Origin of the sequence: Azospirillum isscasi, from assembly GCF_030849505.1 — a bacterium.
In the GTDB taxonomy this organism is placed as follows: Bacteria; Pseudomonadota; Alphaproteobacteria; order Azospirillales; family Azospirillaceae; genus Azospirillum; species Azospirillum isscasi.
This window is the reverse complement of sequence record NZ_JAUJFI010000143.1, coordinates 1-14570: the sequence shown is the minus strand read 5'-3', so window position 1 is coordinate 14570 and position 14570 is coordinate 1. Positions and strand designations below refer to the sequence as shown.

The following is a 14570-nucleotide window of genomic DNA, read 5'->3' as shown; positions in this document are numbered from 1 at the left end:
GACGGTGGAGGTGAGCATGCGGAGCAACGGTAACGTGCGCTGGGGATTGGCCCTGGCGTTGACGATGGCCGCCCTGATCCGGCCGGGGCGGAGGCGGTCAACGTGGCGGGCGCCGTCGGCCTTGCTTCCTGGCTGGCGGAGCGCGGCACCCCCGTGCTGTTCCTGTCGACCAACCAGGTGTTCGACGGATCGGTCCCGCACCGCCCGGCCGACGACGCCCTCTGCCCGGTGTCGGAATACGGCCGGCAGAAGGCGGCGGCGGAGGCCGGCATCCGGGCGCTTCCGGGGGCCGGCGTGCTGCGGCTGACCAAGGTCGTCCACCCCGGCCTGCCGCTGTTCGACGGCTGGGCCGCCGACCTGTGCGCCGGGCGGCCGATCAGCCCCTTCAGCGACTTCCCCTTCGCGCCCGTGACGGTCGATCTGGTGGCGGAAACCATCCGCCGGATCGTGGCACCCGAAGACGCCCAGGAACGGAGCGTGGCGGGCGTCTGGCAGCTTTCCGCTCCGGGCGACGTCACCTATGCTGACGCCGCCCGGCACGTCGTCCACCGGCTCGGCTGCGACCCCGCCCTGGTGCGGCCCGTGGCGGGAGTGGCCCACACGCTGATGGGCGGCGACCGGCCCTCCCGCTGGACATCGCTGGACACCGCCCGCGTCCGCGCGGAGCTGGGGCTCGTCCCGCCGTCGGCCATGGAGGCGGTGATGGCCTGCCTCGATACCGGCCCGGACGCCATCTGCCCGGACAGGGACCTGACGGAAGGAAGATGATGGCATGACCGACGACGACAACAGCCCGGAAAACCGGGACCGCGCACGGGATCCGGTCAATCAGGGCCTGTTCGACCTGCGCGACCGCGTGGGGCTGGCCCGCTTCGGGCTGATGAACAACCAGGTTTGGCACCAAGACCCCAAGCGCCTCGTCTTCACCCTGGCGCGCTACAAGTTCGTGGCCAAGATGCTGAAGGGGAAAGCGTCCGTGCTGGAGGTCGGCTGCGGCGACGCCTTCTGCTCCCGCCTTGTCCAGCAGGAGGTCGGACGGCTCACGGTCAGCGATTTCGACCCCCTGTTCCTGGAGGACGCCGAGGCCCGCATGACGCCCCCCTGGGTGTGCGGGACGCTGGTCCACGACGTCCTGGCCGGCCCGCTGCCCGGCCGGTTCGACGCGGTCTACGCGCTCGACGTGATGGAGCACATCCCGCCGGAGCGGGAGGCCGATTTCCTCAGCCACGTCATGGCGCCGCTCGGTGCGCAGGGCGTGCTGATCGTCGGCATGCCGTCGCTGGAGAGTCAGGCCTACGCCTCGCCCGAGAGCAAGGCCGGCCACGTCAATTGCAAGACGGGCGAGGCGCTGCGCGCAGCGCTGCTGGACCGCTTCCACAACGTGTTCATGTTCTCCATGAACGACGAGGTGGTGCACACGGGCTTCTTCCCGATGGCCCATTACCTCTTCGGCCTTGCGGTCGGCCCCAAGGCGCCGTCCGGGACCGCGGAATGACGGATCGGGCGATGACGGATCGCACGGCCTGCCACCTGTGCGGGGCCGAGGCCGGCGTCGTGGCGGCCGATGGCGGAACGTCGGGCCTGGACGATCTGGGCGGGGTCACCTCGGACTGCCGCCCCTGGCCGGACCGCATGCCCCTGGCCGTGTGCGGAACCTGCGGCACCGTCCAGAAGGCGGTGACCGAGGGCTGGCGGGCCCGGTGCCGCGACATCTACGCCTCCTACCGGGTCTACCGGCAAGGCGAAGGCGGCGAACAGGCGGTCTTCGGCGCCGGCTCCGGAATGGGGGTGGCGCGTTCGCTGCTCCTTCTGACGAAGGTGCTGGAGACCCTGTCCCCGCCGGACGAGGGCCGGCTGCTCGATCTCGGCTGCGGCGACGGCACCCTGCTGCGCCACGCCGCCCGGCTGCGCCCCGGCTGGCGCCTGACGGGGACGGATCTCGGCGACCACTACCGGCCCGCCATCGAGGCGATCGCGGGCGTCGAGCGCTTCCACACCGGCGACCTTGCCGATCTTCCCGGCCGCTACGGTCTGGCGACCGCCCTGCATGTTCTGGAGCATGTCGAGGGGCCGGAGGGCTTCCTGCGCTCGGTCGGGAAGCGGCTGGACCCGCAGGGCCGGCTGATCGTCGAGGTGCCCGATGTCGAGGCCAACCCTTTCGACCTGCTGGTGGTCGATCACGCCACCCATTTCTCGGCCGCCACCCTGTCCCGGTCGCTGCGGCAGGCGGGCTTCGCCGTGGCGCTCTGCCGGCGCGATTGGATCCCGCGGGAAATCAGTGCGATCGCCGTTCCGGCGGGGCGGGGGGACGGGCTGGAGGACGCGCCGCCGGCTGACCCGGCCCGCGCACGCCGGCTGGTCGAAGGCCATGTGCGGTGGCTGCGCCGGTTGCGCGATGAGACGCGCGCACGCGCGGAGGACGGGGGCGTGGGGCTGTTCGGCACCTCCATCGCGGCAAGCTGGCTGGCCGGCCGGCTGGGGACGGAGCACGTCCGCTTCTTCGTGGACGAGGATCCGGCGCGGGCCGGCACCAGCTATCTTGGCCGGCCAGTGCTGGCGCCGGGCGACGTTCCCGCCGGAGCGACGGTCTGCATGCCGATGACCCCCGCGATGGCCGCCGGCATCATCGGCCGGAGCAAGGGAGAGCGCTTCGCCCTTATCCCGCCGCCTGATCTCCCGCCACCTGGCCTTCCGCCACTTGGCCTCCCGGGGTCCGACTGAGCCGCTTTCCGCTCCCCCGCCATGGCGGAGCGTGTATAAGACACCCATCCCTCCCCTGCTCGTCTGTCAGGAGCCTTCCATGACCCACTCCCGCCGCATTTCAGTGATCGGGCTCGGCTACGTCGGCCTGCCGGTGGCCGTCGCGTTCGGGCGGACCGGCGTGCCTGTCGTCGCCTTCGACATCGACGCGCGGCGTATCGCGGCGCTGAAGGCCGGGCACGACCACACGGGCGAGGTGGCGGACGCGGATCTGGCGGCGGCCACCCTGCACCTGACCGACGACCCCGCCGACCTGGAGAAGGCCGACTTCCACATCGTCACCGTGCCGACGCCGATCGACGACGCCCGGCGCCCGGACCTGCGCCCGCTGCTGGCCGCCAGCCGCACCGTCGGGCGGTATCTGAAGCGCGGCGACGTGGTGGTCTACGAATCCACCGTCTACCCCGGCGCCACCGAACTGGACTGCGTGCCGGTGCTGGAGGCGGAGTCGGGCCTGACCTTCGGACGGGACTTCACCGTCGGCTATTCACCGGAGCGCATCAACCCCGGCGACAAGGAGCACCGGTTCGAGACCATCACCAAGGTCGTCTCCGGCTCCGACGCGGCGACGCGGGAACTGGTCGCCGCGGTCTACGGCAGCGTGGTGACGGCCGGCGTGCACGAGGCCGCCTCCATCGCCGTGGCGGAGGCCGCCAAGGTGATCGAGAACACCCAGCGCGACGTCAACATCGCCCTGATGAACGAACTGGCGGTGATCTTCCACCGGCTGGGCATCGACACCCGCGACGTGCTGGCCGCCGCCGGCACCAAGTGGAATTTCCTGAAGTTCCAGCCGGGCCTCGTCGGCGGCCACTGCATCGGTGTCGACCCCTATTACCTGACCCACCGGGCCGAGCAGCTCGGCCACAACCCGGAGGTCATCCTGGCCGGCCGGCGCATCAACGACACCATGGGCCAGTATGTGGCGCGCGAGGCGGTGAAGCGGCTGTTGCGCGAGCGCTCCAATGGGATCGGCGCCGAACCGTTGCGCGTCACGGTGCTGGGGCTCACCTTCAAGGAGAACGTGCCCGACATCCGCAACACCCGCGTGGTCGACATCGTGGCCGAACTGGAAAGCTTTGGCGTGACGGTGGCCGTCCACGACCCGTTGGCCGGGACGGACGAGGTGGCGCACGAGTACGGCCTGACACTGACCCCGCGCGACCGCCTGCCGCCGGCCGACGCGGTGGTGCTGGCGGTACCGCACGCCGCCTACTGCGCCGAGGGCTGGGATCTCATCACCGCCCTCCTGAGGGACGGCCGCGGCCTTGTCCTGGACGTCAAGGGCGTGCTCGACCGCACCGCCATGCCCGCTGGTGTGCAGCTCTGGCGGCTGTAGGCCGCACGCCGGCCGTCACCACGCTGCCGCAGACCGCGGCGACCAGTTCCCGCGTCGCCGCGTCGGGGCCGGAGACGACCATTGGTGATGGTCTCGAACCGGTGCTCCTTGTCGCCGGGGTTGATGCGCTCCGGTGAACAGCCGGCGGTGGAGTCCCGCCCGAAGGCGACGGCCACCGGCAGGCCGACGCAGCCGAGCCCGATCACCGAGATGCGGCGGGGCTGGGGCATGGTGGATGAAACGTCCCGAAGAAGGGATGGGGGAAACAGGATTTCCGGCCTCCGATGGTCCGGCCTGTGCGTTATAGCGAACGTCCGTTCGCTATAGACTCATATCGCCTCATTCGCCGGCGGGCTTCGGTCGCATGGGCGACCGGGTCCGCCGTCGCGGTCCAAAGCGGATCGCAATCCGCTTTAAACGGTTGTTAGTGACTGTTTGCGGACAACAGAATGGAATTCCATGGCAAGGAATTCCACTATAAGGAATGCCCGCCCGTCAGGTGTCGTTTCCAGGCGGCCGTCGCCGGTTTCAAATCGAGGTCGAACGGATGTTCTACGAGTTGGCGGCCTCCTCCTGGGGCGCTGAAGAGGCCGAAGCCCTGCAGCGCGTCATTGCTTCGGGCCGCTTCACCATGGGCGAACAGGTGGCCGCCTTCGAGCGGGAGTTCGCCGAGTGGTTCGGCGTCCGGCACGGCATCATGGTGAACTCGGGCTCCTCGGCCAACCTGATCTCGGTCGCCGCCCTTGCTTACAAGAAGGACCGGCCCCTCCAGCGCGGCGACGAGGTCATTGTTCCGGCCATCTCCTGGGCCACCACCTACCATCCGCTTCAGCAATACGGGCTGAAGCTGCGGTTCGTGGATGTGGAGCTTGAGACGCTGAACATGGACGTCTCGAAGCTGGAACGGGCGCTGACGCCGAAGACCCGGGCCATCGTGCCGGTGTCGATCCTGGGCAATCCGGCTGCGTTGGACGTGATCCGCGCCTTTGCCGACGCGCACGGCCTCCACGTCCTGGAGGACAATTGCGAATCCCTGGGCGCCGAACTGAACGGGCGCAAGACCGGCACGTTCGGCGACCTCAACACCTTCAGCTTCTTCTTCTCGCACCACATCTCGACCATGGAAGGCGGGATGGTGCTGACCGACGACCTGGAACTGGCGCATCTGTGCCGGTCGATGCGCGCCCACGGCTGGACACGCGACCTGCCGCCGGACACGCCGCTGTTCGAGCGTGGCTCCTCCGACCATTTCGAGGCGTACCGCTTCATCCTGCCCGGCTACAACGTCCGCCCGCTGGAAATGGAGGCCGCGGTCGGGCGTGAGCAGCTGAAGAAACTGCCGGCCATGGTTGCCGCACGCCGGACGAACATGGCGCTGTTCCAGGAGCTGTTCGCCGGGGACGAGCGCTTCATCATCCAGCGCGAGAACGGCCTGTCCTCGTCCTTCAGCTTCACCATCATCCTCAACCCGTCGCGCGACCCCGACCGCGAGAAGGTCTTCGCGGCGCTGAAGGAGGCCGGCATTGGCTTCCGCATCATCACCGGCGGCTGCTTCCTGCGCCACGACGTGCTCCGGCACTACGACTACGACATCGTTGACCGCATCGAGAACGCCTACACCGCGCATGATCTGGGCTTCTTCGTCGGCAATCATCCCCACGACCTGACGGCGCAGATCGACCGTCTGCACACGGTCCTCGACCGCGTCTGCTCCTGACCTCCTCCCGGCCCCCCCTCTCCCGGAAACCGACATGGCCGACAGCATGAACATCCTCGTGACCGGCGGCGCCGGCTATCTCGGTTCCATCATGGTTCCGGCGCTGCTGGACGCGGGCCACCGGGTGACCGTGCTGGACAGCTTCCTGTTCCGGCAGGTGCCCCTGGCGCACGTCTGCGCGCACCCGAACTTCGACATCGTGCGCGGCGATGCCCGCGACGAGGCCACGCTGCGGCCCCTGGTCCAGTCCGCCGACGCGGTGATCCCTTTGGCCGCCCTGGTCGGCGCCCCGTTGTGCGACGCCGACGTCCTGGCGGCGACCTCGACCAACCGCGACGCGGTGCTGACGCTGATCCGCCTGCTGTCCCGCGACCAGCGCATCATGATGCCGGTCACCAACTCCGGCTATGGCATCGGGGAGCAGGGCAGGTTCTGCACCGAGGACACGCCGCTGCGCCCGATCTCGCTGTACGGCCGCACCAAGGTGGAGGCGGAACAGGCGGTGCTGGAGCGCGGCAACGCCATCTCCTTCCGGCTGGCCACGGTGTTCGGCATGGCCCCGCGCATGCGGGTGGACCTGCTGGTCAACGACTTCGTCTATCGCGCCGTCAACGACCGCGCGGTCGTGCTGTTCGAGCCGCACTTCAAGCGCAACTACATCCACATCCGCGACGTCGCCCGCGCCTTCCTGCACGGGCTGGCCAACTTCGACGCCATGAGGGACCGGCCCTACAACGTCGGCCTGTCGGACGCCAACCTGTCGAAGTGGGAGCTGTGCGAGCGCATCCGCGCCCACCTGCCGGCGTTCGCGTTCCTGGAGGCCCCCATCGGCGAGGATCCGGACAAGCGCGACTACATCGTGTCGAACGAGCGGATCGAGGCCACCGGCTACAAGCCGGCCCACGGGCTGGACGACGGCATCCGGGAGCTGGTCAAGGGCTACCGGATGCTGCGCAACGGCGTCCACGGCAACGTCTGAACGGGAAAGGCCGTGCCCATGACCGCCCCCACCAGCGATGGACGCCTCGATCTCCTGCTGATCCATCCGGGCGGCCGCGGCCGGATCTACCAGAGCCTGGGCGACGAGTTGACGGCCATCGAGCCCCCCTTGTGGTGCGGCCTGATCGCCACCTACTGCCGGCAGCGGGGGCACAGCGCCGCCATCATCGACAGCGAGGCGGAAGGGTGGGATGCCGCCGCCGTCGCCGCCAAGGTGGCGGAGATGGCGCCCCGGCTGGTGGCGATCGTCGTCTACGGCCACCAGCCCTCGGCTTCCACCCAGTCCATGCCGGCCGCGGGCGCCCTGGCCCGCGCGGTGAAGGACGCGGCGCCGGAGCAGACGGTCATCGTCATCGGCGGCCATGCCGCCGCCCTGCCGGAACGCACCCTGCGCGAGGAGGCGGTGGATTTCGTCGCGACCGGCGAGGGGCCGGTCACCGTCGACGCGCTGCTGCACGCGCTGAAATCCGGCACGCCGGACGGCCTGTCCCCGGCTGACCTGTCCCCGGCGGACCTGTCCGATGTCCCGGGGATCGTCCACTGGCACGAGGGCGAGGTGCGCCGCACCCGGCCGGCGCCGCTGGTCGAGGATCTGGACCGCGACCTGCCGGCCTCCTCCTGGGACCTGCTGCCCATGGAGAAATACCGGGCGCACAACTGGCAATGCTTCGGCGACATGGGCGCGCGCAGGCCCTACGCGTCGATCTACACGACGCTGGGCTGCCCCTACACCTGCAGCTTCTGCTGCATCAACGCGCCCTTCGGCCGGAACGGCTACCGGTTCCGCTCGCCGGAGGCGGTCCTGCGCGAGATCGACCTGCTGATCGAGCAATACGGGGTGCGCACCTTCAAGATCGTGGACGAGATGTTCGTGCTGAACGAGCGGCACGTCACCGCGATCTGCGAGGGGTTGATCCCGCGCAACGAACGGCTCGGCAACACGCTGAACCTCTGGGCTTACGCCCGCGTCGACACGGTGAAGCCGCGCATGCTCGACAGGCTGCGCCGGGCCGGCTTCCGCTGGCTGGCCCTGGGCATCGAGTCGGGAAGCAAGCATGTGCGCGACGGCGCCAGGAAGGCGCTGCGCAACGAGGACATCGTGGGCATCGTCCGCGCCATCCAGGAAGCGGGGATCAACGTCATCGGCAACTACATCTTCGGCCTGCCGGACGATGACGCGAAGTCGATGCGCGCCACGCTGGACCTCGCGAAGGAACTGAACTGCGAGTTCGCCAACTTCTACTCGGCGATGGCCTACCCGGGATCGCCGCTCTACGACGAGGCGGTGGGCAAGGGGTGGGACCTGCCGGAGAGCTGGAGCGGCTATTCCCAGCACAGCGCCGACTGCAGGCCGCTGGCGACGGAGACGCTGACGGCCGCCGAAGTCCTGGCGTTCCGGGACAAGGCCTTTACCGAATACTTCACCAATCCGCGCTATCTGAAGATGGTCGACCAGCGCTTCGGCGCGGACACCAGCCGCCACATCCGTGAAATGACCCGGCACACGCTGCACCGGAATCTCCTGGAGGCCGCGGAGGCCGCTGCACCGGGAGGGTTGGCCCATGAAGCCTGAGTCCACCCTTGCCGGCGTCGATGTCGCGGTTCTAGCCGGCGGTCTCGGAACCCGGATCAGCGCGGTCCTGGGCGACACGCCCAAGGTGCTGGCCCCGGTGGCGGGCCGCGCTTTCCTCGGACATTTGCTGGATCGTCTGGCGGGCTTCGGCGCGCGGCGCGTGGTGCTGTGCCTCGGCCATCGGGCCGGCCGCGTGACGGCGTGGCTGGCGCGCGGGGATTTCGACGGCTCCCTCGACATCGTATGCCGCATCGAGCCGGAGCCGCTGGGCACCGCCGGAGCCCTGGGCCACGCGCGCGGCGCGCTGCGCTCGGATCCGGTGCTGGTGATGAACGGCGACACCTTCGTCGATGCCGACCTCGGCGCCTTCGTGGCCGCGCACCGGGCATCGCAGGCCGAGGCGTCGCTGCTGTGCGTGGAGGTGGAGGACGCCGGGCGCTACGGCCGGGTGGAGGTGGACGCCGGCGGGCGGATCCGCCGCTTCGTCGAAAAGGCGCCCGGCCGGGGGACGGTCAACGCCGGGATGTATCTGGTCTCCGCCGCGTTCCTGGACCATGCCGCGGCGGCGGGAGCGGTGTCTCTGGAACGCGACGTCCTGGAACGGGCGCCGGCGGGGACACTGCACGCCCACGTCGTCCAGGCGCGCTTCCTCGACATCGGCACGCCCGAAAGCTTGGCCATGGCCGGCCATGTGATGGCGCGGACGGACGCATGATCATCAGCCGCACGCCTTTCCGCATTTCCCTGTTCGGCGGCGGGACCGACTTTCCGAAATGGTACCGCGCGCATGGCGGTGCCGTGATCGGTGGGGCCATCGACAAGTACTGCTACATCAGCCTGCGCAGGCTGCCGCCCTTCTTCGAGTACCGGCACCGCATCGTCTATTCGAACATCGAGCAGGTCCGGGAGGTTGCCGACATCCGGCACCCCGCCGTCCGCGCGGTGCTGGGCGAGATGGGCATGAGCGAGGGGCTAGAGATCCACCATGACGGCGACCTGCCGGCGCGGTCCGGGCTGGGGTCGAGTTCCTCCTTCACGGTCGGGCTCCTGAACGCGCTGCACGCCTTCCATGGCCGGATGGTGACGAAAGAGCAGCTTGCCGCCGAAGCGATCCACATCGAGCAGACGGTGATCGGCGAGGCGGTCGGCTCGCAGGATCAGACGTGGGCGGCTTATGGGGGGCTGAACCGGATCGACTTCAACGTCGACGGGTCCATCGACGTCACGCCGCTGATCATGAACCGCGTGCGCCGGGAGGCTTTGCAAAGCCATCTCGTTCTTTATTTCACGGGCCTGTCGCGCTACGCCTCGGACATCGAGAAGGACAAGATCGCGAATCTCGACGCGTGCGAGGCGCAGCTTCTCGACATGCGCGCCATGGTCGACGAGGCCGCGTCGATCCTGGGGGATCCGCGGCGGGACCTGGCGGATCTCGGCCGGCTGCTGCACGAAAGCTGGATGCTGAAGCGCACGCTGTCGCCCGGCGTCTCCAACCCCGCCATCGACGAACTCTACGAGACGGCCCTCGGCGCCGGCGCCCTGGGGGGCAAGCTGCTGGGTGCCGGCGGCGGCGGCTTCCTGCTCCTGTTCGTTCCGCCGGAGCGGCAGGACGGCCTGCGCAAACGCTTGGAGGCGTTCACCGCGGTGAAATTCCGTTTCGACAATGCCGGCAGCAAAATCGTAGTCTACGAGCCCAACGATTTCGAGAGATAGGCGAGAGAGTAACGAAAGAGGCCGCTATCTTCGGCCGAAGCGGCGTGTCTTGGCATTTTGCAGTGAGGCTTTTGTGAACCCGGAAAATCGAGGGGATTCAGACACGCAGACGATCGTTCGCCTGTACCGCAGGATGCGCCTGATCCGTCACCTGGAGGAGGAAATCGCACGCGTCTATCCGACGGACAAGATCAAGAGCCCCATCCATCTGTCCATCGGGCAGGAGTTCATCGCCGTCGGCGTGTGCGACGTTCTGACGGCAAAGGACCGTGTCTCCATCACCTATCGCGGGCATGCGGCCTATGTCGCCAAGGGCGGCGACCTCCGCGCCCTGGTCGCAGAAATGTACGGCAAACGCACGGGCTGCGCGAAGGGGCGCGGCGGCTCCATGCATCTGATCGACATGGACGCCGGCGTGATCGGCGCCTCGGCAGTCGTGGGCACCAACATCCCGGTCGCCGTCGGGTTCGCGCTTGCCGCCAAGCGCCAGCGATCCGGACAGGTGACCGTCTGCTTCCTCGGGGACGGCGCCACCGAGGAGGGGTGTTTCGCCGAGAGCCTGAACTTCGCGGCCTTGCACAAGCTGCCCATCCTGTTCGTCTGCGAGAACAACGGGTACGCCATCCACGAACCGCTTTCCAAGCGCTGGGCCACCGACCGCTTGGTCGAGCGCGTCGCCACCTATGGCATCCCGGCCGACCGCATCTCCGACGGCAGTCTGACGACCGTGCGGGCGCGCGCCGCCGAAGCGATCACAGCGATGCGGGCCGGTGCGGGTCCGGCCTTCCTGGAGGTGCTGTGCTACCGCTGGCAGGAGCATGTCGGTCCCAACCGCGACTACGACCAGGGGTACCGCTCGGCGGACGAACTCGCGCCCTGGAAGGCGGACGATCAGGTGGCGCGCCTTGCCGACCGGATCGAACCGGCCCTGCGCGCGCGGATCGACGCGGAAATCCGGGTACAGGTTGCCGAAGCCTTCACCTTTGCCGAAGCCAGTCCCTTTCCGGAACCCGAGGAGCTTTATGAGCACGTCTACAGCTGAAGGACGCCTGCTCCGCTACGTCGACGCCTTGCAGGAAGCGTTCGCGCAGGAAATGGCGCGTGACGAAAGCGTGTTTCTCTTCGGGCTCGATGTGGACGACCACAAGTCAATCCAAGGGTCGACGCGGGGGCTGCTCCAGGAGTTCGGCCCCGAGCGCGTCTTCACCACGCCGCTGTCGGAAGACGCCATGACCGGCATGGCGATCGGGGCCGCGATGGCCGGTATGCGCCCTATACACGTCCACATTCGTATGGACTTCCTGCTGCTGTGCATGAATCAACTCGTGAACATCGCGGCCAAGGCCCATTCGATGTACGGCGGGTCGGTCAAGGTGCCGCTGGTCGTGCGCAGCATGGTTGGTAAGTCCTGGGGGCAAGGCGCCCAGCACAGCCAAGCGCTGCACTCTCTCTTCATGCATATTCCCGGCCTGAAAATCGTCGCACCGTCCAACGCGCACGACGCCAAGGGCTGCATGATCGCCGCCATCCGCGACGACAACCCGGTCTTGGTGATGGAGCACCGGCTGCTCTATGGCACGGAAGCCTATGTCCCCGAAGCGCCTTTCGAGGTGCGTCCTGGACGGGCGCGCGTCGTCGGTCCGGGCGACGACATCACCGTCGTGGCGATCTCCAACATGGTGCCGGAATGTTTGCGCGCCCGCGACCTGGTGGCCGAGGTTGGCATTTCCGCGGAGGTGATCGACCCGGTCTGGCTGCAGCCGCTGGACATCGATAGCTTGCTCGCCTCGGCCCGCCGCACCCGCCGACTCCTGGTCGCGGACAACGCTTGGCTTCCCTGCGGCGCCAGTGCGGAAATCATTGCCGCGGTGCTGGAGCGCGCGGGCCCGGATGCCGGCATCATGGTGAGGCGGATTGGGTTCGCCCCGGTCACATGCCCGCCGTCTCCGCCGCTGGAGGCGGCCTTCTACCCCAATCCCGGTACGGTCGCCTCAGCCATCCACGCCATGGTGCGGCCTGCCGCACCGGCATGGCAGCCGGATCCTGAGCGCACCAGGCTGTCGTACCAGAGTTCATTCTGCGGACCGTTCTGAAGACGAGACGGTCCAGCAGCTTGACTGAGATGAGTGGTGGACGGCCCGTCCGGCGCAAGAGGGAAATCCATACTGACCGGCCGAGAAGGATGCATCCATGGGTCCGGCCTGTTGTCGCAGCCGTCGGCGACTGGCCTTGATGAATTCCGCGGATCGACGCCCAAATCATCTCGTCGCGCCCAGCAGCGCTTGGTCCCCGTGGGTTTGGCCGATCCCCGGTCCTGCCGCCCACCGCCGGAGCCGCCCGGGGAGCGATCCAGGGCCGGTCCTCAGAACGCCTTCAGCTTCTTCCAGGCGAACAGCACCATGCGCAGCAGCAGCCAGCCATGGGTGAAGCGGCTGATCTGCGTCTCGCCGTAGGTGCGGTCGGCGTAGCGGATCGGCACCTCGACGATCTCCAGGTTCAGCTTGGACGCGCCGAAGATCAGGTCGAAGTCGCCGAACGGGTCGAAGTCGCCGAAGTAATGCCGGTTGGCGACGATCTGGTCGTAGTCGCTCTTCCACAGCACCTTCGTGCCGCACAGCGTGTCGGTGAAGCGCGTGTTCAGCAGGAAGGAGAAGATGCGGGCGAAGGCACGGTTGGCGATCCAGTTCAGGAAGCGCATGGCCTGGTCGTCCATCGGGTAGACCAGACGCGTGCCGTTGATGAACTCGCCCTGGCCGGACGCGATGGCGCGGTAGAATTTCGGCAGGCTCTCCGGCGGGACGGTCAGGTCGGCGTCGAGGATGATGAGGATGTCGCCGCGCGCCGCGGCAAAGCCGGCGCGCACCGCGTCGCCCTTGCCCTTGCCGGGCTGCTTCATGACCTTGATGTCCCAGTCCGGATGGGCGGCCTGGACGCGCAGGCATTCCTCGTAGGTGTTGTCCTGGCTGTTGCCCTCGACGTAGACGACCTCCAGGTCCGGGCAGAAGCGCGGCAGGCGGCGGATGGCGTTCTCGATGTTGCCGCGCTCGTTCCGGCAGGGGATCAGCACCGTGCAGGACGGCTGCTTTTCCGGCGCCCGCGGGGCCGGGCGTGCCACCACGTAGTTGCGCAGGCACAGCTTCCGGACGCCGGGCAGCGGGGCGATGCTGCGGTTGATCAGCGTGCCGAGGCCGAGCAGGCGGCGCGGCACGAGCTGGCGCCATTCCCGCTTCACCGGCTGCCAGCCGGCCAGCGTCAGCAGCCCGGCGATGTCGGTGCTGGACAGCCAGTTGAGCTGGCCCTGCGGCATCTTCAGGCCCAGCTTCTCGGCAAGGCCCAGCACCGGTTCCCACAGGCGGGAATGGTAGCTGACGATGATGCGGGTGCGCGGCGTGGCGAAGCGGTGCAGATGGCGCAGCGTCTCCTCGATGTCGTCGAGGAAGCCGATGGTGTCGGACAGCAGGATCACGTCGAAAGTCCCGGCGACCCCCGCCAGGACCGCCGGGTCCTCCGCGTTGCCGGTGTGGAACTCCAGCCCCGGATGGCGCTGCCGCGCCCGCTCGACCATCGCCGGGCTGAGGTCGATGCCGACCCCGCGCGACGGCTGCAGGAAGGCCAGCGTGTCGCCCGTGCCGCAGCCGACCTCAAGCACCGAGGCGTTCTCCGGCACGAGGAAGCGCAGATAGGCCCGGTCGGCCTCGTGGAAGGCGCTGTTGCGCTCGACCCAGCGGTCGCGCTCCGCGGCCAGCCGGTCGAACAGCGTCCGCACGCTCTCCTGGCGGGGCGAAAGGGCGCCCGCGCCGCCGTCTCCGGACGATGTTCCGGCGACGGTATCCTCACGATTCTCAATGGTCATGGCGACGGTCCGCAGCAACGTTTCCGGAAGCGTCCCGGCCTCCGCAGGACAGGACGGTCAGGGTGGCCGAAGCCCTGGACATGAGGGGGGCGACGACGCCAGGGCCACGGTATCGCCATCGAAGTTCCGATCTTGCCACGAAACAGCCAGGGTGTGCGGCTTCGGCTCTGGGAGACGGGGCGTGGCTTCCAATGTCCATCGATGGAGATTTCGGTGTCGGTGCGCGGCGCACTGTATCTCCCCATTGCCGGGATTTCCACAAATTCACCCGCCGGGCAGGCCCCGTCCGCCGTGTCCTGCGGTCCCGCCCCTTCCCCGCGGCGTGTTTCGCCTCCTGATCCGGGAAACGCGCGCTTCCCGCCGGCTTCAAGGGCATGGGACATTCGGGAAGCACGGGGTTCGGGCAATGGGGAAGCTGCGCCTCAATCCCCTTCTTCCGTATGGCCCATTTCTTCCGTATGGACAGGGATGGTGGGCGGGTTCGGCTTTCCGGTGTCGATGCGGCGTCCTTCGGAGAATGATGAAACAGGCGAGATGAGGCTAACGTCCAGGGACGTGGTGGGAAATGCGCCCATGAAGGATCGGGCTGGGGCCGGGCGAAGCCCCCACACAGCGT

Annotated in this window: 13 protein-coding genes; 11 read left to right on the top strand and 2 right to left on the bottom strand. The window is 68.5% G+C overall.

What is annotated here, in order from left to right:
• The first annotated feature begins 39 nt into the window (after positions 1–39).
• The 11 genes from QSG27_RS22320 to QSG27_RS22270 all read left to right on the top strand — a co-directional run bounded on the left by QSG27_RS22320 (position 40) and on the right by QSG27_RS22270 (position 12194).
• On the top strand, positions 40–768 hold the full coding sequence (locus QSG27_RS22320; protein WP_306710006.1) for a sugar nucleotide-binding protein: 729 nt from the start codon (positions 40–42) through the stop codon (positions 766–768).
• A 4-nt stretch (positions 769–772) separates the two neighbouring features.
• Positions 773–1495, top strand: coding sequence for a class I SAM-dependent methyltransferase (locus tag QSG27_RS22315; RefSeq protein ID WP_306710005.1), 723 nt, complete (start codon positions 773–775; stop codon positions 1493–1495).
• Between the two features lie 11 nt (positions 1496–1506).
• Entirely contained in the window at positions 1507–2721 is a 1215-nt protein-coding gene (locus QSG27_RS22310; RefSeq protein ID WP_306710004.1) for a class I SAM-dependent methyltransferase, read from the top strand.
• A gap of 79 nt (positions 2722–2800) precedes the next feature.
• Positions 2801–4099, top strand: a complete 1299-nt coding sequence (locus tag QSG27_RS22305) for a nucleotide sugar dehydrogenase (RefSeq protein WP_306710002.1) — start codon at positions 2801–2803, stop codon at positions 4097–4099.
• Positions 4100–4646: 547 nt separating this feature from the next.
• On the top strand, positions 4647–5816 hold the full coding sequence (locus QSG27_RS22300; RefSeq protein WP_306710000.1) for a DegT/DnrJ/EryC1/StrS family aminotransferase: 1170 nt from the start codon (positions 4647–4649) through the stop codon (positions 5814–5816).
• A 34-nt stretch (positions 5817–5850) separates the two neighbouring features.
• A complete protein-coding gene (locus QSG27_RS22295) occupies positions 5851–6795 on the top strand; it encodes an NAD-dependent epimerase/dehydratase family protein (RefSeq protein WP_306709998.1) in 945 nt (314 codons plus the stop codon).
• Between the two features lie 18 nt (positions 6796–6813).
• Positions 6814–8388, top strand: a complete 1575-nt coding sequence (locus QSG27_RS22290) for a B12-binding domain-containing radical SAM protein (RefSeq protein WP_306709996.1) — start codon at positions 6814–6816, stop codon at positions 8386–8388.
• Complete coding sequence (locus QSG27_RS22285) at positions 8378–9103, top strand: sugar phosphate nucleotidyltransferase (protein WP_306709994.1); 726 nt, start codon at positions 8378–8380, stop codon at positions 9101–9103. The genes QSG27_RS22290 and QSG27_RS22285 overlap by 11 nt, the downstream gene beginning before the upstream one ends.
• A complete protein-coding gene (locus tag QSG27_RS22280) occupies positions 9100–10101 on the top strand; it encodes a GHMP family kinase ATP-binding protein (RefSeq protein WP_306709993.1) in 1002 nt (333 codons plus the stop codon). The genes QSG27_RS22285 and QSG27_RS22280 overlap by 4 nt, the downstream gene beginning before the upstream one ends.
• 73 nt (positions 10102–10174) lie before the next feature.
• Positions 10175–11143: a thiamine pyrophosphate-dependent dehydrogenase E1 component subunit alpha gene (locus QSG27_RS22275; RefSeq protein ID WP_306709991.1), complete on the top strand. Its 969-nt coding sequence runs from the start codon at positions 10175–10177 to the stop codon at positions 11141–11143.
• Positions 11124–12194, top strand: coding sequence for an alpha-ketoacid dehydrogenase subunit beta (locus QSG27_RS22270; protein ID WP_306709989.1), 1071 nt, complete (start codon positions 11124–11126; stop codon positions 12192–12194). Before QSG27_RS22275 ends, QSG27_RS22270 begins: the two co-directional genes overlap by 20 nt.
• A gap of 269 nt (positions 12195–12463) precedes the next feature.
• Here the strand turns inward: QSG27_RS22270 and QSG27_RS22265 are convergent, their stop codons facing one another.
• A complete protein-coding gene (locus QSG27_RS22265; protein ID WP_306709988.1) occupies positions 12464–13954 on the bottom strand; it encodes a glycosyltransferase in 1491 nt (496 codons plus the stop codon).
• A gap of 422 nt (positions 13955–14376) precedes the next feature.
• The coding region (locus QSG27_RS22260; RefSeq protein ID WP_306709986.1) for a hypothetical protein at positions 14377–14570 on the bottom strand (194 nt) is incomplete at its 5' end.

Excerpts from the sequence above, each read along its gene's own strand:
- QSG27_RS22315 (WP_306710005.1), top strand. The coding sequence starts at position 773 with ATGACCGACGACGACAACAGCCCGGAAAACCGGGACCGCGCACGGGAT.
- QSG27_RS22310 (WP_306710004.1), top strand. The coding sequence starts at position 1,507 with ATGACGGATCGCACGGCCTGCCACCTGTGCGGGGCCGAGGCCGGCGTC.
- QSG27_RS22305 (WP_306710002.1), top strand. The coding sequence starts at position 2,801 with ATGACCCACTCCCGCCGCATTTCAGTGATCGGGCTCGGCTACGTCGGC.
- QSG27_RS22300 (WP_306710000.1), top strand. The coding sequence starts at position 4,647 with ATGTTCTACGAGTTGGCGGCCTCCTCCTGGGGCGCTGAAGAGGCCGAA.
- QSG27_RS22295 (WP_306709998.1), top strand. The coding sequence starts at position 5,851 with ATGGCCGACAGCATGAACATCCTCGTGACCGGCGGCGCCGGCTATCTC.
- QSG27_RS22290 (WP_306709996.1), top strand. The coding sequence starts at position 6,814 with ATGACCGCCCCCACCAGCGATGGACGCCTCGATCTCCTGCTGATCCAT.
- QSG27_RS22285 (WP_306709994.1), top strand. The coding sequence starts at position 8,378 with ATGAAGCCTGAGTCCACCCTTGCCGGCGTCGATGTCGCGGTTCTAGCC.
- QSG27_RS22280 (WP_306709993.1), top strand. The coding sequence starts at position 9,100 with ATGATCATCAGCCGCACGCCTTTCCGCATTTCCCTGTTCGGCGGCGGG.
- QSG27_RS22270 (WP_306709989.1), top strand. The coding sequence starts at position 11,124 with ATGAGCACGTCTACAGCTGAAGGACGCCTGCTCCGCTACGTCGACGCC.
- QSG27_RS22265 (WP_306709988.1), bottom strand. The coding sequence starts at position 13,954 with ATGACCATTGAGAATCGTGAGGATACCGTCGCCGGAACATCGTCCGGA.